Below are 18,031 nucleotides of genomic sequence, written 5' to 3'. Positions count from 1 at the left end.
CGGCCCCGGTGCACATCCTCCATGTGCACCGGGGCCGGTCTGTTCCGGGCGGGCCGGGGACTTCGAGGCTGGACGGGGGCTTCGGGCCGGAGGCTTCGGGAGGGGGCGGGCTCAGGTCACGCGGCGCAGGACCACGAAGCCGCCCGCCGAGCCCCACTCCTCGAAGCGGGCGTCCGGGTGCAGCCGGACCGCGCTGGCCGCCGGGTCCCGGTAGCGGCCGGAGCGGTTGTCGAGGGCGACGTAATCGGGCGTCACTCCCCGGGAGTTGCCGATCCACAGCACCCTGCACCGCCCGGCGAGCCGGCTGATGGGGCCGATGTTGGCCTCGACGGTGGCTCCGTCGGGGATGCGGTCGAGCAGCGCGTCCGCCTGGCGGGCGGAGGCGGGCACGCGGTACACGGCCGGGTCGGTGAGGGTGCCGAGCGGCAGCGAGACGGTGAGGGCGAGCGCCACCGCCGCGGCGGCGAGCGGCGTCTGCGCGGCCAGGTTCCGCAGCCGGGGGCGGCGGGTGCACGAGCGTACCCGGGCGAGGCCGTCGGCGGCGGCGAGGACCACCACCGGCATGAGCACAGCGCTGTAGTGCCAGTCGGTGCCCCAGTAGGAGTCGTCGGAGGACAGGAAGCGCCAGCCCAGGGTGGGCAGCGCGATCAGGACGAGGGGAGAGCGCAGGGCGAACAGGCCGGTCGGCAGCAGCAGCCAGGCCAGGGTGCGCAGCTTGACGTCGGCACCGGCGAACGGGTTCGGGACACCGCCCTCCATGCGGTTCCAGTACTCGTAGCTGCCGGCGGTGTTGAAGGCCGGGATGATCCAGACGAAGGTCACCAGGGCGGCGACGATCCCGAAGGCGGCGACGGCACAGGCGTACGGGACGGCGCGCCGGGCACGCGCGGCTGTGGCTGTGGCTGTGGCTGTGGCTGGGGTGGGGGTGGGCTCCGCGGGCTTGGCGGATTCGGCGGGCACCGGGGGATCGGCAGGCCCGGCGGGCCCGGCAGGGTCGGCGGTTCCTGACGGGGACGGTCCGGGGGCGGTCTTGCGTCCCGCCCGGTGGGCGCGCCAGGCCACGACCGAAGCCAGGGCCGTCAGGGTCAGGCCCATGTCCTCCTTCACCAGGACCAGCGGCAGGGCCCAGCACAGGGCGGCCCGCCAGCGTTCGGCGAGCAGGGCCTCCAGGGAGAAGGCGAGGAGAGGAACGGCGAAGGCGATCTCGTGGAAGTCGAAGTCGACGGCGCGTTGCAGACCGAAGGACAGCCCGTAGGCGACTCCGAGGCAGAGCCCTGCGCCGCGGCCGAGCAGCCGGCCGGACGCCCGCGTCACCGGCACGACCGACAGGGCGAGCAGCGCGGCCTGCGCGAGCAGCAGGGTCACCGGCCCCGGGAACAGCCGGTAGAGAGGAGCGAGCAGCGCCGTGACCGGGCTGAAGTGGTCACCGAGGATGTGCGAGCCGGGCCCCTTGAGGTCGGCGATCGGCGCCTGAAGATGGGCGTAGCCGCGGATGGCCTGCTCGAAGATCCCGAGATCCCAGGACCGCGTGCCGAACTTCTCCCAGCGCAGCACGGACACCGTGGCGTACGCGGCGAAGAACACGGCCGCGAGCCCCCACGGCGCCGGGTCGCGGCCTCGCAGCGTCCGCCGCACGAGCCCGTCCGGCCCGCCCAGCCCGGCCGGCCCGCCGAGCCCGGCCGGCCCGGAGGACCGGTCCGTCCGGCCGTGTGCGCCGGAGGACGACGACCGTGCCTCGTGCTCGTCCTCGGCGGACGGGTCGACGGCGGCGCGCATACGGGGGCCTTTCAGGAGCGGGGTGCGGGCCCGTGGAGAGCGGGCTGTGTTCCCGCCAATTCGAACACGGCCCGCCGGGACGCTCGCGACAGGCGCGGCACGGGTCCGCCGCACCCGCCCCGACCCACCCGCAACTCAAGAGCGCGTCCACTTCCGCAGGCGTACCCTGGAGCCATCCCCGGCCCGCCGCAGAATCCGCGAAGCCGGGCGTTCGCGTTGCCCAGGAAGCGACGAACCGACACCGACCACCCGGACGGGAAAGACTTCATGAGCCTGCACGGTCTGCTCGACGCCGTAGCCGAAGACACCGCCCTCGTGGAAGCCGTGCAGGCCGCGCGGGACGCCCACCGGATGCACGTCGACCTGGTCGGCCCGCCCGCCGCCCGCCCCTTCGCGATCGCCGCGCTGGCCCGCGAGACCGGCCGCACCGTGCTCGCCGTGACCGCCACCGGACGCGAGGCCGAGGACCTGGCCGCGGCCCTGCGCTCCCTGCTGCCCGAGGCCGGGATCGCCGAGTACCCGTCCTGGGAGACCCTCCCGCACGAGCGCCTCAGCCCCCGCAGCGACACCGTCGGCCGCCGTCTCGCGGTGCTCAGAAGGCTCGCCCACCCCACCCCCGACGGCGACCCCGAGACCGGCCCGGTCAGCGTGATCGTCGCGCCCATCCGCTCCGTGCTCCAGCCGCAGGTCAAGGGCCTGGGCGACCTGGAGCCCGTCAGCCTCAAGCAGGGCCAGACCGCCGACCTGAACGAGATCGTCGAAGCGCTCGCGGCCGCCGCGTACGCGCGGGTCGAACTGGTCGAGAAGCGCGGCGAGTTCGCCGTGCGCGGCGGCATCCTCGACGTCTTCCCGCCGACCGAGGAGCACCCGCTACGGATCGAGTTCTGGGGCGACGACGTCGAGGAGATCCGTTACTTCAAGGTCGCCGACCAGCGCTCGCTCGAGATCGCCGAGCACGGCCTGTGGGCCCCGCCCTGCCGCGAGCTGCTGCTCACCGAGGACGTACGGGAGAAGGCCGCCGCCCTCGCCGAGCAGCACCCCGAGCTCGGCGAGCTGCTCGGCAAGATCGCCGAGGGCATCGCGGTCGAGGGCATGGAGTCCCTCGCCCCCGTCCTCGTGGACGACATGGAGCTGCTGCTCGACGTCCTGCCCAAGGGCTCGATGGCCGTGGTCTGCGACCCCGAGCGCGTCCGCACCCGGGCCGGCGACCTCGTGGCCACGAGCCAGGAGTTCCTCCAGGCCAGCTGGGCCGCCACCGCGGGCGGCGGCGAGGCCCCGATCGACGTGGGCGCCGCCTCCCTGTGGGGGATCGCGGACGTCCGCGACCGGGCCCGCGAGCTGGACATGATGTGGTGGTCGGTCTCGCCGTTCGCCGCCGATGAAACGTTCACAGATGGCGCTGACGCGCCGGGGGGCTCGGACACCCTCAAGCTGGGCATGCACGCCCCGGAGACCTACCGCGGCGACACCGCCCGCGCCCTCGCCGACGTCAAGCAGTGGAACGCCGACGGCTGGCGCACGGTCTTCGTCACCGAGGCCCACGGCCCCGCCACCCGCACCGTCGAGGTCCTGTCGAACGAGGGCATCGCGGCCCGCCTCGACAAGGACCTCGCCGCGAAGGGCGACCTCGCGCCCTCCGTCGTGCATGTGTCCTGCGGTTCGATCGACTACGGCTTCATCGACCCGAAGCTGAAGCTCGCGGTCCTCACCGAGACCGACCTGACCGGACAGAAGGCGGCCGGCAAGGACGGCGCCCGGATGCCGGCCCGCCGCCGCAAGGCCATCGACCCGCTCACTCTGGAGCCGGGCGACTACATCGTCCACGAGCAGCACGGCGTCGGCCGCTACATCGAGATGGTGCAGCGCACGGTCCAGGGCGCGACCCGCGAGTACCTGGTCGTGGAGTACGCCCCGGCCAAGCGCGGCCAACCCGGCGACCGGCTCTACATCCCCACCGACCAGCTGGAGCAGATCACCAAGTACGTGGGCGGCGAGGCCCCGACGCTGCACCGGCTCGGCGGCGCGGACTGGACGAAGACCAAGGCGCGCGCGAAGAAGGCGGTCAAGGAGATCGCCGCCGACCTCATCAAGCTCTACAGCGCCCGCATGGCCGCGCCCGGCCACACCTTCGGCCCGGACACCCCCTGGCAGCGCGAGCTGGAGGACGCGTTCCCGTACGCGGAGACGCCCGACCAGCTGACCACGATCGCCGAGGTCAAGGAGGACATGGAGAAGTCGGTCCCGATGGACCGCCTGATCTGCGGCGATGTGGGCTACGGCAAGACGGAGATCGCGGTACGGGCCGCCTTCAAGGCCGTGCAGGACGGCAAGCAGGTCGCCGTCCTCGTACCCACGACCCTGCTCGTGCAGCAGCACTTCGGCACGTTCTCCGAGCGCTACTCCCAATTCCCGGTCAAGGTGAGGGCGTTGAGCCGCTTCCAGACCGACACCGAGGCCAAGGCCACCCTCGAAGGCCTGCGCGACGGCTCGGTGGACGTGGTAATCGGCACGCACCGGCTCTTCTCCTCCGAGACCAAGTTCAAGGATCTCGGCCTGGTCATCGTCGACGAGGAGCAGCGGTTCGGCGTCGAGCACAAGGAGCAGCTGAAGAAGCTCCGCGCCAACGTCGACGTGCTCACGATGTCCGCGACGCCCATTCCCCGTACGCTCGAAATGGCCGTCACCGGCATCCGCGAGATGTCCACCATCACCACCCCGCCCGAGGAGCGCCACCCGGTCCTGACCTTCGTCGGGCCGTACGAGGAGAAGCAGATCGGCGCGGCCATCCGCCGTGAACTCCTGCGCGAGGGCCAGGTCTTCTACATCCACAACCGGGTCGAGTCCATCGACCGGGCGGCGGCCCGCCTGCGCGACATCGTGCCCGAGGCCCGGATCGCCACCGCGCACGGCCAGATGTCCGAGTCGGCCCTGGAGCAAGTGGTCGTGGACTTCTGGGAGAAGAAGTTCGACGTGCTCGTGTCGACCACGATCGTCGAGTCCGGTATCGACATCTCCAACGCCAACACCCTGATCGTCGAGCGCGGCGACAACTTCGGTCTGTCGCAGCTGCACCAGCTGCGCGGCCGCGTCGGTCGAGGCCGCGAGCGCGGGTACGCGTACTTCCTGTACCCGCCGGAGAAGCCGCTCACCGAGACCGCCCACGAGCGCCTCGCCACCATCGCCCAGCACACGGAGATGGGCGCGGGCATGTACGTGGCCATGAAGGACCTCGAAATCCGCGGTGCGGGCAACCTGCTCGGCGGCGAGCAGTCCGGCCACATCGCGGGCGTCGGCTTCGACCTCTACGTACGGATGGTGGGCGAGGCGGTCGCGGACTACCGGCGCCAGCTGGAGAGCGGCGAGATCGAGGAGGAGCCGCCGCTCGAGGTCAAGATCGAGCTGCCGGTGGACGCGCACGTCCCGCACGACTATGCGCCCGGCGAGCGGCTCCGGCTCCAGGCCTACCGCGCCATCGCCTCCGCCAACTCGGAGGAGGACATCAAGGCGGTACGGGAGGAACTCACCGACCGCTACGGCAAGCTGCCCGAGCCGGTGGAGAACCTGCTTCTGGTCGCCGGGCTGCGGATGCTGGCCCGCGCCTGCGGCGTCGGCGAGATCGTGCTCCAGGGCAACAACATCCGGTTCGCGCCGGTGGAGCTGCGCGAGTCCCAGGAGCTGCGCCTCAAGCGCCTGTACCCGGGCACCGTCATGAAGCCGGCCGCGCACCAGATCCTCGTGCCGCGCCCGAAGACCGCGAAGGTCGGCGGAAAGCCGTTGCTGGGACGGGAGTTGCTGGCGTGGACAGGGGAATTCCTGACGACGATCCTGGGGTCGTGACGCGGCCGTCGGGTAGGAGGGCGGGCCGCCGCAGCCCGGGGAGGCGGCACCGGTGGGCGGCGCCGTCTCCGCCCGCACCCGAGGGGGAACCGTGTCCGAAGAGATCGCGCTCAGCCGCGTACGGCAGCTCTGGCACCTCACCGAGCCGCTGCACGCCGTCCTCTACTACGCGCCCGAGGCCTTCGATGAGGCGGCCGGGCTCGGCTACAAGACCGAGGAGCGGTGGCCGAGTTACTTCCCCTGGCGCGCGGCCCCGCTCGGGGCGGCCGGCGCGGAGCTGGTGACGGCGACGTTCTACAGCTTCAGCCCGCGCATGGTCGCGGAACACGTGTCCGGGGCGTGGCGCACCGCTTCCCCCGAAGCCGTGCTCGCGGCCCGCACCCGGGCCGTCGACCGCGCCTACCGTTCCCTGTTCGGCGACCGCACCGACAGCCCCGAACTCGCCCGGGCCGCCGAACTCGCCCGCAGCGCCGCCGAGTCCGCACCGCTCGCGGGCCGGCCGCTCGCCGCCGTCAATGCCGCACTGCCCTGGCCCGACGAGCCGCACCTCGTGCTGTGGCAGGCAGTCACGATCCTGCGCGAGCACCGCGGTGACGGGCATCTCGCCGCGCTCACCGTGGCCGGACTCGACGGCGTGGAGGCGCTGGTGTCGTTCGCGGCCGTCGGAGCGGCGTCCGTCGAGCGCTTCGAGAGCCGGGGCTGGAGCGCGGTGGAGTGGGCGGCCGCGCGCGGACGGCTCGCGGCGCGCGGCCTGGTGGACACCGAAGGCGTGGCGACGGAGGCGGGCCGGGCGCTGCGCGCCGAGGTCGAGCGCCGCACCGACGAGGCCGCCGCGGCCCCGTGGCGGGCGCTGGGCGCCGCGCGCGTGGACGAACTCGCCGAGCTGCTCGGCGAGTTCTGGGTGGCGGTGATCGGGTCGGGGCTGCTGCCGGGGGAGACCACGCTCGGCATCGGCAAGGTGTGAGCCGGTATCCGCTCGGCATCGGCAAGGTGTGAGCCGGTATCCGCTCGGCATCGGCAAGGTGTGAGCCGAGGTCCGGCGCCCCCGACCGTTCAGGGACGGAGACGTGCAGAACCGTCCGCGGCGGTGCCTGCCGCGGACGGTTCCGTGTTTCCCGCAGTGGTTCTCCGGGGCCGGCTGACCGGCCCCGCGGGCCTCAGCGTCAGCCCTGCTTGCCGTCGAGCTTGTCGATCTGCTCGGTCGCGGCCTGCTGAGCCTGGTCCACCTTGTCGGCGTACTTGCCGCCGGTCTTCTCGTCGATCTCGTCGCCGACGTTCTTCACGACCTCGTTGGCCTTGTCCTCGGCCTGGCCGCCGAACTTTTCCTTCATTTCGTTGATCTTGTCGCCGAGACCCATCCGTGGGCTCCCTTCGGAGGCTGGGGGCGAAGGGGAAGGAAGGAGGCATATATGCCGCATTTCGCCCCATTGCTTTCGACCATACGCCCGGCTTGTGAGGAATGCCCACCGGTGTCCCGCGCCGCCGCCCGGGCCGCCCACGGCCCGGCGCAGGACGGGCCCCGGCCATGCCTGGTCATGCCGGGTCCGGGTATCCGGATAGGGTCTGGGCCGGTTGCAGGACATAAGGGGTCGGAGGGGTCGCAGTGGGGCGGGGTCGTACGACGGTGGGGTTCGTCCTGCTCGGGGTTGTGGCGGTGGGCTGCGCCCCGCCGGAGGAGGAGCCGGCCGACGCCAAGCCCGGGTCCGCGCTCGCCGCGGTCGAGGAGCTGACGGTGAAGGGCCGCGCGCCCAAGACGGGCTACGACCGCGACCGCTTCGGCAGCCCCTGGGCCGACGTCGACTCCAACGACTGCGGCACCCGCGACGACATCCTCGCCCGCGACCTGGAGCAGGTGCGCACCGAAGGCGGCTGCAAGGTCGTCTCGGGGCTGCTCGCGCCGGATCCGTACACCGGCAAGGACATCCCCTTCGCGCGCGGGCGCAGCAAGATCGACGTGGACCACGTGGTCGCGCTCTCGGACGCCTGGCAGAAGGGTGCGCAGCAGTGGAAGCCCGGCAAGCGCATCGCCTTCGCCAACGATCCGCTCAACCTGCGCGCGGTCGGCGCGAGCGCGAACCGGTCCAAGGGTGACGGGGACACCGCGACCTGGCTGCCGCCCTCGAAGCCCTTCCGCTGTGTGTACGTGGCGGGACAGGTCGCGGTGAAGCGCAAGTACGGGCTGTGGGTGACCGCGGCCGAGCGGGACGCGATGCGCCGGGTGCTCGGCGGCTGCCCCGAGCAGCCGCTCCCCGTGGGGGACGCACCCACCACGGCACCGGACCGCTTCCACGCGGACTGAGTGGCCCGGACTGAGTGGCCCGGACTGAACTGCCCGGACCGGGCGGCTCCTGCGTGAACCCGGGCCGCGGGAAACTCCCTTGGCGCGCTCCGCCGCCCCCGTTACCGTGCCCGCATGAGCGACATCACGGTCACCACCCTCGCCGAGCGCCCCCACCTCAAGGGCGCCATGGACGAGATGCCGGAAACCTGGCACGAATTCGTGCGGCACGACCTCGTCGGCTGGTCGCACTACCCGCGGATCGCCGACGAGCTGCCGGAGTTCACCCTGGTCGCGACCGACGGCGACGGCGCCGTGGTGGCGAAGGCGATGAGCGTGCCGTTCGCCTTGGACGTCCCGGGCCGCGGGGAGCTGCCGGACGGCGGCTGGGCCAAGGTCCTTCAATGGGCCTTCTCCGACCTGAAGTACGGGCGCAAGCCCGACACCGTGAGCGCCATCGAGATCAGCGTGGCCGACGGGCAGCAGGGCAGGGGACTGTCGTACACGATGCTCGGCGCGATGCGGGACAATGCGCGCGCCCGCGGCTTCTCCGAAGTGGTCGCCCCCGTACGCCCCAACGCCAAGCATCTGGAGCCGCGGACGCCGATCGAGGAGTACGCGTTCCGGGTGCGCGAGGAGGACGGGCTGCCCGCCGACCCGTGGCTGCGGGTGCACGTGCGGGCCGGCGGCGCGATCGAGAAGGTCGCGCCGGTCTCGATGTGTGTCAACGGCACGCTCGCGCAGTGGCGTTCGTGGACCGGTGAGCCCTTCGACCGGGACGGCGAGGTCGAGATCCCCGGCGCGCTGGTGCCCGTGCACTGCGTACCGGCCCGCGACTACGCGGTGTACGTGGAGCCCAACGTCTGGGTGCGGCACGCACTTTGAGCGGACGACGGCGGGGCGCCCTCTGTGTAGAGGGCGCCCCGCCGTCGTATGTGCGGATGCGGCATGTACGGATGCTGCCGAGCCGGCGGTATGGCTACAGCTTGTCCAGGTCCAGCACGTCCCCCTCGGGCGCCTTGGCGTCCACGGGCTTGTCGTAGTCGCTGAAGCCCAGGTCCACCGGCTCCTTCCCGCCGTCGGAGGCGATCCTCAGGAGGTAGGGCTCGCCCTGCGTCGCCACGTGGATCGTGTAGCGCTCGCCGCCGTCGTTCTCGGTGAGCGTGATGGCCTCCTGGCCGTCCACCGTCGTCAACCCGCCCTTGCGGGCCGCCGATTCGCCGCCCTTGAACTCGGCGAGCAGCTGGTCGAGATCGCAGAAGGCGTCCAAGTCCTCGGCGCCCTCGCCGGTCGCGGAGGTCTTGACCCAGCGGTCGCCCAGCATGCCCACGGCCGCGTCCACCTCCGCCTGGGGTTCGCCCTTGCTCTGGGCCCGCAGGAAGGCCTCGTCGTACTTCATGTGCACGGTCCTGCCGTCGTTGATGATCTCGGCCTTGCCCTGCCCCTTCACGGACAGGGAGCCCGCGCACACGCCCTTGGTGTCCATCGCCATGTCGAGGGTGAGCACCCCCAGGTCCGGGTCGGGCACGGTGCCCTTGACCCGCAGGGACGTGGCGGAGGTGGTGGCCTCCACGGCCTTGTCGGCGATCTCGGGGCCCGTCGCGTCGGCGAACGGCTCCTTCTTCTTGTCGTCGGCCTTCTTGTCGCCGGCCTGGGCGGCGGACTTGTCGGAGCTCTTGCCGTCGCTTGAGGAGGCGTTCTGGTTCCCGCAGGCCGTGAGCGCGAGAGCGGCGCTCAGGGCGAGGGCGGCGGTGGTGAGGACGGTGCGGCGCATGGTGGTTCTCCCCCCGGAGAAGGGTGTGAGGGTGGGTGTGGAAAGTGGGGGCGGGTGCGGACGGGAAGCTGATCAGCCGGCGAGCGGTCAGCCCGTCTTCTTCCAGTCCTGGCAGCCGCTCGTCTTGAAGTAGGCGTCCTTGGCGGTGATCGTCACGATCCCGGTGCCCTTGACGTTGTCGTTCGCGGCGATGGAGTCGATGCCGTGCTCGGCGTCCTTGGCACGCTCCCAGTAGCACATGTCGTCCGTGTTGCCCGTGGACTTGTACGTGCCGGGCGCGATGTCGACGCCGACCTTGAACATGCCGCCGTCGCCCTTGATATCCCCGCCCTTCGGCGAGCCCTTGGCGCTCTCGTCGAAGGCCGTCCAGCCGTTGCAGCCGGAGGACTTGAACAGCTTGTCGCCGGCCTTGACCGTCACATACGAGGTGCCGGTCACGTTGTCGTTCGCCAGGATCGACTCCAGCTCGCCCTTGGAGTCCTTGAGGCGCTCCCAGTAGCACATGCCGTCGTCGTTGCCGGTCGTCCTGTACGTGCCGGGCTTGACGTCGGAGCCGACCTCGAAGTCACCGTCGCCCTCGATGGCGACCTCGGGCTCCTCGGCCTTCTTCGCGTCGTCGGCGGCCTTGTCCTTGCCGCCCTTGCCGTCCGACCCGGCGCCGGCCGAGGCGGAGGCCGAGTCCTTCGAGCTGTCCGAACCGTCCGAGCCGCCGGCCCCGAGCGCGCCGCCTATCGCGACTACGACCACGACGGCACCGATGGCCGTGAGCACCTTGTGCCGGGCGAACCAGCCGCGTCTGGGCGGCTCGGGCTGCGGCTGCGGCCGGCCGTAGGGCTCTTGGCCGTAGGGCGGCTGACCGCCGTACTGCTGCTGACCGTAGGGGGACTGGCCGTACTGCTGAGGCTGCTGAGACATCAGGGAGCACCTTTCGTGCACGGAGCGGAGGACAGAACGGGAGAAATGCGCGGGCAGAGCTGAACGAAGTCGCGTTGTGAGCCCGTGAACTCGGTGGGCCGTGAACCGCTGGGTCAATAAGAGCAGACGCTGTGAACCGAGTCAACACGGTTCACAGGATCTAGTCCGTTCACGGGTGTGAGCTGTAGGCTTCAGCGCACACAGCCCGCAGGTCCAGCCAGGTCATGCCTGTTCACGAGGGGAGCCAGCCGAGTGCCGGAGAACGCGACAGAGGTGACCTCGGCCGGAATCGCCCGGCTCGCCGGGGTGGGCCGGGCCGCCGTGAGCAACTGGCGCCGGCGCCATGCCGACTTCCCCAAGCCCGTGGGCGGCACCGAGACCAGCCCGTCCTTCGCGCTCGCCGAGGTCGAGGCGTGGCTGCGCCGCCAGGGCAAGCTCGCCGAGGTCCCGCTGCGCGAGCGCGTCTGGCAGCAGCTGGCCGGCCACCCCGCGGGTCCGGGCACCGCGCTCCAGCACATCGGCTGCACCCTGCTGCTCGTGCACGAGCGCCCCACCGACTGGCTGGAGCTGTCCGCGGTCTCCGACCGGCGCCTGGCCGAACTGCTCCCCGAGGCCTGCGACAAGGTGCTCACCGACCGCTTCGGCGCAGGCCCTCACCGGGCCGCACAGGTCCCGGCCACCGAAGCCCTGCACGCCTCGGTCCCGCTCCTGCGCGCCGCCGCCGAACTGGCCGCCGAACTCGGCACCCGGCAGACCTTCGAGTTCCTGCTCGGCCGCCATCTGGACGCGGGCTCGCGTCAGTACACGCCCACCCCGGCCGGACCCGCCGCCCTCATGGCCCGCCTCGCCGGACCCGTCCGCAGCGTCCTCGACCCGGCCTGCGGCACCGGCGCCCTGCTCCGCGCCGTCACCCCGCGCCCCGGCCTGGAGCTGCACGGCCAGGACAGCGCCCCCGAACCGGCCGCGCTCACCGCCCTGCGCCTGGCCCTCGCCGGCACCGCACGCATCCGCACCCGCGCCGGCGACACCCTGCGCGCGGACGCCTTCCCGCAGCTCAAGGCGGACGCGGTGCTGTGCCACCCGCCGTTCAACGAGCGCAACTGGGGCCACGACGAACTCGCCTACGACCCGCGCTGGGAGTACGGCTTCCCGGCCCGCACCGAGTCCGAGCTCGCCTGGGTGCAGCACGCCCTCGCCCACCTCGCCGACGGCGGCATCGCGGTGGTCCTGATGCCGCCCGCCGCCGCCTCCCGCCGCTCCGGCCGCCGCATCCGCGCCGACCTCCTGCGCCGCGGCGCCCTGCGCGCGGTGATCGCGCTGCCCGCGGGCGCCGCGCCCCCGCACAACATCCCGCTGCACCTGTGGATCCTGCGCCGCCCCGGCCTCGCCGTGCGGCCGCCGGGCGAGCTGCTGCTCATGGAGACCGCCTCCCTCGTACCGGAAGGGCAGCCCGAACTCCCTTGGTCCGCCGTGCAGTCGGCGGTCTTGGACGCCTGGGAGACGTACGAGAAGACGTACGAGCGGACGCCCGAACGTGAAGCCGAGGACGACGGGAGCCAGGACCGGCCGGGGCTCTCGCGCGCCGTCCCCGTGATCGAACTCCTCGACGACGACGTCGATCTCGCACCCGCCCGCCACCTGCCCCCGCCCGCGGCGGCCGGCGGCATCGAGCAGCTCACCGCCGTACGCGCGCAGCTCACCGACACCCTGAAGCTCACCGCGCGCCTGACACCGGCCGCCGCCGAACCGGCCGCCGCCGCGCGCTGGCCGCTCACCACCGTCGGCGAACTCGCCCGCGCCGGCGCCCTCACGCTCCGGATCGGCAACGCCTCCGTGGCACTGGGCGGCACCGTCCCCGTCCTCACCGACCACGACGTGTTCACGGCCGCCGCGCCCTCCGGCACCCTGCCCGAGGACCACGACGAGCCCGAGCCGGTGGCCGAAGGGGACGTCGTGGTTCCCGTGCTCGGCGGCGGCAGCGTGACCCGCGTGATCGACGCCGCCACCGCGGGCGCCGCGCTCGGCCGCAACCTCTGCCTGCTCAGACCCGACCCGGCGGCCCTCGACCCGTGGTTCCTGGCCGGCTTCCTGCGCGGCACCGCCAACAACCGCCAGGCCAGCAGCTATGCCTCGACCGCCACCCGCCTCGACGTGCGCCGCCTTCAGCTGCCGCGTCTGCCGCTCGAGCAGCAGCGCGCCTACGGGGAGCGCTTCCGCGCGCTCGCGGCCTTCGAGGACACCCTGCGCCGGGCCTCACGGCTCGGCGAACAGCTGGTCCAGGGCACGTACGACGGCCTCACGGACGGCACGATCGCGCCGGGCTGAGCGGACTCCGGCCTTCCGTCGGCTTTCCGTGGGCCTCCCCAAACGGAGCCCGGCAGTCCGTGACCGGATCGATTTCCCCGTTCACGTACAACCCCGGGCCGGTTGTCTTCGTCGCCTTATACGCTCGACTCTGCACGCTTTCTCTCGGCATCCCGTTCGGGTTCCTCGGCATCCCGTCCGGTTCAGGATTCGGTCTCAGGAGCAGCCCCATGCACGGCCACGGCTACGCACCACCGCCAAGCCGCCGCCCCTCCAACGCGGCGCTGGTGACCCTGCGCGTGGTCTTCGCCGTGCTCACCGTCGGCTCGTGCGGGCTGCTCGCCTTCGCGCCGATGCTGCGGCTCGCGATCGTCACCAAGAAGACCGTGGACTGGGTCCTGTTCGTGGTGACGATCGTGGTCAGCGTCGGCTCGCTCGCCCTGATCGGCGCCGAGCCCAGCGACGACCTGGACACCACCCAGGAGTGGATCGGCCTGTTCGGCGTGATCCTCACCTGGATCGGCGTCATCACGTACTTCCTGTACGCGGACATCAAGCACTTCCACGGCTGGACCGGCCCCGCCACCGCCGCCTACCCGGCCCCGCAGAAGCAGGCCTACGGCTACCCGCCCACCGCACCCACCGCCTACGGACAGGCCCTGCCGCACCAGGGCGTCACCGCCCCGCTGCACCCGCAGCAGCCCCTGGGCGCACCGCAGCAGCCGATGGCCGGACCGCCCCTGCCGCAACAGCCCGTCCCCGCGCCGCAGCAGCCGCTGCCCACCCCGCCGCCGCTCGACCGGCCGGCGAACCCGCAGCGCCCCGCGCCCGCCCGGATCGACCAAGTGCGTGCCGAGCTCGACGAGTTGAGCAGCTTCCTGCGCGGCACCGACGAGACTTCCAACGGGCATGACTTCCCGCCGGCCGGCCGCCGCCCGGAGGACAACAGGTGAGTGCGCCCGGACGCGTCATCGCCGGCCGCTACGAACTGTCCACGCTCATCGGCCAAGGCGGCATGGGCCAGGTCTGGACGGCCTACGACCAGCGCCTCGACCGCCGCGTCGCCGTGAAGCTGCTCCGCCCCGACAAGGTCGCGGGCCAGGAGGCCGACGAGCTGCGCCGCCGCTTCGTGCGCGAGTGCCGCGTCACCGCCCAGGTCGACCACCCCGGCCTGGTCACCGTGCACGACGCGGGCAGCGCCGACGACGACCTGTACCTCGTGATGCAGTACGTGGACGGCTCCGACCTCGCCGACCACCTCGCCGAACACGACCCGTACCCCTGGCCGTGGGCCGTGGCCGTCGCCACCCAGCTGTGCGGGGTGCTCTCCGCGGTGCACGCGGTGCCGATCGTGCACCGCGACCTCAAGCCGCGCAATGTGATGGTGAAGCCCGACGGCACCCTCACCGTCCTCGACCTCGGCGTCGCCTCCGTCATCGACTCCGACACCACCCGCCTCACCCACACCGGCTCGCCCATCGGCAGCCCCGCCTACATGGCACCCGAGCAGGCGATGGGCGGCGCCGTCGGCCCGTACACCGACATCTACGCCCTCGGCGTGCTGCTCCACGAACTCCTCAGCGGCAATGTGCCCTTCGCCGGCACCACCGCGCTCGGCGTCCTGCACCGCCACCTCTACGAACCGCCGCTGCCCGTGCGCCAGTTGCGCCCCGAGGTCCCCGACGCCCTCGAAGCCCTGGTCCTGCGGATGCTCGCCAAGGACCCGCAGCACAGGCCCGCCTCCACCCAGGAGGTGTACGAGGCGCTGGTCCCGTTCCTGCCCGCGCACGGCACCCCGCTCGGCCCCCTCGACCCGACCCGCCCGTTTCTGCGCCCCGCCGCCCCCTGGCCCGACCGCGCCCGCACCCCCGCCGCTCAGGCCGTGCCCGCCGCCGCACCCGTGGACCAGCGCAAGCCCGATGTCGCCCAGGCCGTCGACGACGTCAAGCGCCTCCTCGGCGAAGGCCGCATCACCCAGGCCGTGGACATCCTCGGCGCGATCCTGCCCGCGGCCGCCGCCCAGCACGGCGAGCACTCGCCGGTCGTGCGCACCCTGCGCAAGCAGTACGCGGCCACGCTCATGGACGACGGCCAGTACCGCCGCGCCCTGCCCGAGCTGCGCCGGCTCGCCGACGAGCGGGCCGCCGAGGCGGGCATGGCCGACCCGGCCGCGCTCCAGTTCCGCTACGACGCCGCCCAGTGCCTGGAGCAGCTCGGCGAACCCGCCGCCGCACTCGCCGAATACCGCGCGCTGCTCCCGTACTACGAGAACCAGTACGCCACCACCGACCGCGAGCTCGCCCTCGAAGTCCGCCGCCGCATCGGCCACTTGCTGCTCGCGCTCGGCGACCGCGCCGCCGCCCACGACATGCTGCGCGCGCTCCTGTACGACGCGGAGCGGCTGCACGGGCCGAACCACGCCTTCCCCGGCGAGATCCGGCGGACGCTTCACTGGCTGGGGCAGGTCCGCGGCTGAACCCCGGCTCAGCCGACCGGGCGCATCCCGAACTGCCCGTGAATCGTTGGTCGAACCAGTGGCCGAACCCACGCCCACTGCCTAACATCGATCACCGCAAGGCTTGTGCACTGACGCACAATCTCGCCGTAGCCGCCGGGAGGCCCACTTGCACCGCCGCCGTCGCACCGCGCTCACCGTCTCCGCCGCGCTCCTCGTGGCGGCGCCCCTCCTGGCCGCCTGCTCCGGCGAGGCCCATCCCGGGGCCGCCGCCGTCGTCGGTGAGGAGCGCATCTCCGTGGCGCAGCTCCAGGCCCGGGTGGGCGAGGTGCGCACCGCACAGCAGAAGGCCACGGCGCAGTCCGGCACCTATGAGCAGGCGGTGGAGAAGACCGGCGGCCTCACCCGCGACACCCTCCAGGCGATGGTCCTCGACCGCGTCCTGCACCGGGCCGCCGAGGACGCCGGCGTCACCGTCACCCGCAAGGAGATCCAGGACCTGCGCGGCGAGCTCGTCGGGCAGGCCGGCAGCCAGGAGGCCCTGGAGGCGGGCTGGCTCCAGCAGTACAACATCCCGCCGTCGCGCATCGACGAGTCGCTGCGCACGGAGATCGAGGCCCAGAAGCTGTACGAGTCCCTGGGCGCCGACCCGCAGACCGAGGCCGGGCAGCAGGCGTTCTGGAAGGCGCTCTCGGACGCCTCGCGCGCGCTGGACGTGGACCTCAACCCCCGTTACGGCACCTGGGACATGACCAAGAGCCGCCGCGCGGACGCGGCCACCCCGTGGCTGAGGCAGGTCTCGGGCGCCAAGGAGGCGTAGCTCTCCGAGGTCGGGCACACCCCGGGACGTTTGCCCGACCTCACGCGCGGTGTGTACCGGGTCACCCGCGGTGTGCGCACGCCCGCCGCGGGAACTCGGACGGCATGACAACCACCGAGACCAAGCCTGGGCGTTCGGCCGGCCCGGTGCGTACGGCACGCAGGCTCCCCTGGTGGATCAAGCTGCCCGCCGCCGTGGCCGTGCTCGCCGTGCTCGTGCTGCTCGCCGGCCAACTGCGGCTGCTTCCCGGCCTCGACGACGTCTTCGGCTCCGAGACCAAGGACCGCTCCGGACCCGCCGTCCTCAAGTCCCTGCGGGACATGAGCCGTTACGAGGGTGCCGCCGGCTCCTACCAGGTCGTGGTCGACCTGGAGAAGGACGCCAAGTTCCTGCCCGACGCGATCCGCGGCACCCGCACCCTGTTCGTCGGCTCCGGCACGGCCAGCGCGTACGTGGACCTCGGCGACCTGAAGCAGGACAACGTGCAGGTGAACGAGGACCGCACCACCGCCACCCTCGTCCTGCCGAAGGCCGAGCTCGCGAAGCCGACCCTCGACCCCGACCGCTCCTACACCGTCTCCAAGCAGCGCGGCCTCCTCGACCGGCTCGGCGACCTCTTCTCCGACAACCCGGCCGGCGAACAGGCCGTGAACAAACTCGCGGTGAAGCACATCGGCGAAGCCGCGAAGGACAGCGGCCTGACGGCACGCGCCGAACGCAACACCACCGCGATGCTGGAGGGCCTGCTCACCTCGCTCGGCTTCGAGCAGGTCACCGTCCGCTACCGCTGACCTGGCCACCGCGGCCGAGGGCGGCTCCGGGGTAACTTGGCCGACGTGAACGCTCCCGACGCCTCCACCGGCCCCGCCGCCCCCGGCCGCATCGTCCTGCTCACCACCACCCACCGGGTGGCCCCCGGCCTGCTCTCCTGGCCGGCCTGGCAGGTCCTGCACGAGGCCGACCAGGTCCTGTGCACCGACCCGGCCCACCCCCAACTCCCGTATCTGCGCGAGGCGGGCGTCACCGTGGAGGCGGCGGCGCCCACCGCCCAGGAGCTGGTGGACGCCTGCGCGGGCGGCCGCACCGTCGTGGTGGTGGCGAGCGGCGAGGGCGACCCGGCGCTCACGGACGGCCTCGCCCGCCTCGCGGGCTCGGGCCGCGTGCAGATGCCCGACCTCGAACTCCTCCCCGCCTCCTACGACCTGCCCGGCGCCCGCCTCCTCGACCTCGTCCAGGTCATGGACCGCATCCGCCGCGAGTGCCCCTGGTCCTCCCAGCAGACCCACAAGGGCCTGGCCAAGTACGGGATCGAGGAGGCGTACGAACTCGTCGAGGCCATCGAGGACGGCGACCGCACCGAGCTGCGCGAGGAGCTCGGCGACGTCCTGCTCCAGGTCGTCTTCCACGCCCGTATCGCCGCCGAGGACCCCGACGACACCGGCGAGCCCTTCGACATCGACGACGTGGCGGGCACGATCGTCGCCAAACTCATCCACCGCCACCCGCACGTCTTCGGCGAGGACACCGCGCAGACCCCCGAGGAGGTCAAGGCGCACTGGCTGCGCACCAAGGCCGAGGAGAAGCGGCGCGACTCGGTCACCGAAGGCGTCCCGCTCGGCCAGCCGGGCCTCGCCCTCGCGGCCAAGCTCGCCTCGCGCGTCCGCACGGCCGGCCTCGACGTGCCGCTCCCGCAGGGCCGGGGCCTCGGCTACGACCTGCTCGCCCTCGCCGTCCGCGCGGAGGCGGAGGGCATCGACCCGGAGGCGGCGCTGCGGGCGGCGGGACGGGCGTACCGGGATGCGATCCTCGCGGTGGAGACCGGGGAGACCGGGGAGAAAAGGCAGCAGGGGCAGCGGGAGAGGGACTGAGGCC

Annotated in this window: 14 protein-coding genes; 10 read left to right on the top strand and 4 right to left on the bottom strand. The window is 72.6% G+C overall.

The window, feature by feature from the left end; genetic code table 11:
- Positions 1 to 111 precede the first annotated feature (111 nt).
- The gene (locus BLT97_RS30395; RefSeq protein WP_093615947.1) at positions 112 to 1,776 is read right to left on the bottom strand and encodes a DUF2079 domain-containing protein; all 1,665 of its coding nucleotides are present in this window, start codon (positions 1,774 to 1,776) and stop codon (positions 112 to 114) included.
- 267 nt (positions 1,777 to 2,043) lie between these two features.
- On the opposite strand from BLT97_RS30395, the gene mfd reads away from it, so the two are divergent.
- Positions 2,044 to 5,613 (top strand): transcription-repair coupling factor, encoded by a 3,570-nt coding sequence (gene mfd, locus BLT97_RS30390; protein WP_093615945.1) that lies wholly within the window; start codon positions 2,044 to 2,046, stop codon positions 5,611 to 5,613.
- A gap of 91 nt (positions 5,614 to 5,704) precedes the next feature.
- Complete coding sequence (locus tag BLT97_RS30385; RefSeq protein WP_093616173.1) at positions 5,705 to 6,577, top strand: SCO6745 family protein; 873 nt, start codon at positions 5,705 to 5,707, stop codon at positions 6,575 to 6,577.
- A gap of 199 nt (positions 6,578 to 6,776) precedes the next feature.
- Here BLT97_RS30385 and BLT97_RS30380 read toward each other — a convergent pair whose 3' ends face one another.
- Complete coding sequence (locus BLT97_RS30380; protein WP_093615943.1) at positions 6,777 to 6,971, bottom strand: antitoxin; 195 nt, start codon at positions 6,969 to 6,971, stop codon at positions 6,777 to 6,779.
- A 245-nt stretch (positions 6,972 to 7,216) separates the two neighbouring features.
- Here BLT97_RS30380 and BLT97_RS30375 point away from each other — a divergent pair, with 245 nt between their 5' ends.
- Both BLT97_RS30375 and BLT97_RS30370 read left to right on the top strand, forming a co-directional pair.
- A complete protein-coding gene (locus tag BLT97_RS30375; RefSeq protein WP_093615941.1) occupies positions 7,217 to 7,912 on the top strand; it encodes an HNH endonuclease family protein in 696 nt (231 codons plus the stop codon).
- Positions 7,913 to 8,026: 114 nt separating this feature from the next.
- Positions 8,027 to 8,776 carry an N-acetyltransferase gene (locus BLT97_RS30370; RefSeq protein ID WP_093615939.1) on the top strand — a complete coding sequence of 250 codons (750 nt, stop codon included), beginning with the start codon at positions 8,027 to 8,029 and terminating at the stop codon, positions 8,774 to 8,776.
- Positions 8,777 to 8,870: 94 nt separating this feature from the next.
- Here BLT97_RS30370 and BLT97_RS30365 read toward each other — a convergent pair whose 3' ends face one another.
- Both BLT97_RS30365 and BLT97_RS30360 read right to left on the bottom strand, forming a co-directional pair.
- Complete coding sequence (locus BLT97_RS30365) at positions 8,871 to 9,665, bottom strand: hypothetical protein (protein ID WP_093615937.1); 795 nt, start codon at positions 9,663 to 9,665, stop codon at positions 8,871 to 8,873.
- Positions 9,666 to 9,752: 87 nt separating this feature from the next.
- Entirely contained in the window at positions 9,753 to 10,580 is an 828-nt protein-coding gene (locus BLT97_RS30360) for an Rv1352/Rv1906c domain-containing protein (RefSeq protein WP_245769630.1), read from the bottom strand.
- 252 nt (positions 10,581 to 10,832) lie between these two features.
- On the opposite strand from BLT97_RS30360, the gene BLT97_RS30355 reads away from it, so the two are divergent.
- The 6 genes from BLT97_RS30355 (at position 10,833) to BLT97_RS30330 (ending at position 18,027) form a co-directional block, all read left to right on the top strand.
- Entirely contained in the window at positions 10,833 to 12,905 is a 2,073-nt protein-coding gene (locus tag BLT97_RS30355) for an N-6 DNA methylase (RefSeq protein ID WP_093615935.1), read from the top strand.
- Positions 12,906 to 13,114: 209 nt separating this feature from the next.
- Positions 13,115 to 13,837, top strand: coding sequence for a hypothetical protein (locus BLT97_RS30350; protein ID WP_176953945.1), 723 nt, complete (start codon positions 13,115 to 13,117; stop codon positions 13,835 to 13,837).
- Positions 13,834 to 15,360: a serine/threonine-protein kinase gene (locus BLT97_RS30345; RefSeq protein WP_093615933.1), complete on the top strand. Its 1,527-nt coding sequence runs from the start codon at positions 13,834 to 13,836 to the stop codon at positions 15,358 to 15,360. The genes BLT97_RS30350 and BLT97_RS30345 overlap by 4 nt, the downstream gene beginning before the upstream one ends.
- A gap of 148 nt (positions 15,361 to 15,508) precedes the next feature.
- Positions 15,509 to 16,159: a SurA N-terminal domain-containing protein gene (locus BLT97_RS30340; RefSeq protein WP_093615931.1), complete on the top strand. Its 651-nt coding sequence runs from the start codon at positions 15,509 to 15,511 to the stop codon at positions 16,157 to 16,159.
- A gap of 104 nt (positions 16,160 to 16,263) precedes the next feature.
- The gene (locus BLT97_RS30335) at positions 16,264 to 16,950 is read left to right on the top strand and encodes a DUF4230 domain-containing protein (protein WP_093615929.1); all 687 of its coding nucleotides are present in this window, start codon (positions 16,264 to 16,266) and stop codon (positions 16,948 to 16,950) included.
- A gap of 45 nt (positions 16,951 to 16,995) precedes the next feature.
- Positions 16,996 to 18,027, top strand: a complete 1,032-nt coding sequence (locus BLT97_RS30330; RefSeq protein WP_093616169.1) for a nucleoside triphosphate pyrophosphohydrolase — start codon at positions 16,996 to 16,998, stop codon at positions 18,025 to 18,027.
- Positions 18,028 to 18,031: the final 4 nt, after the last annotated feature.

This window comes from Streptomyces indicus (assembly GCF_900100315.1).
Taxonomy (GTDB): Bacteria; Actinomycetota; Actinomycetes; order Streptomycetales; family Streptomycetaceae; genus Streptomyces; species Streptomyces indicus.
Note: the sequence above shows the minus strand (reverse complement) of the source record. Positions and strands in the feature narration are given on the sequence as shown.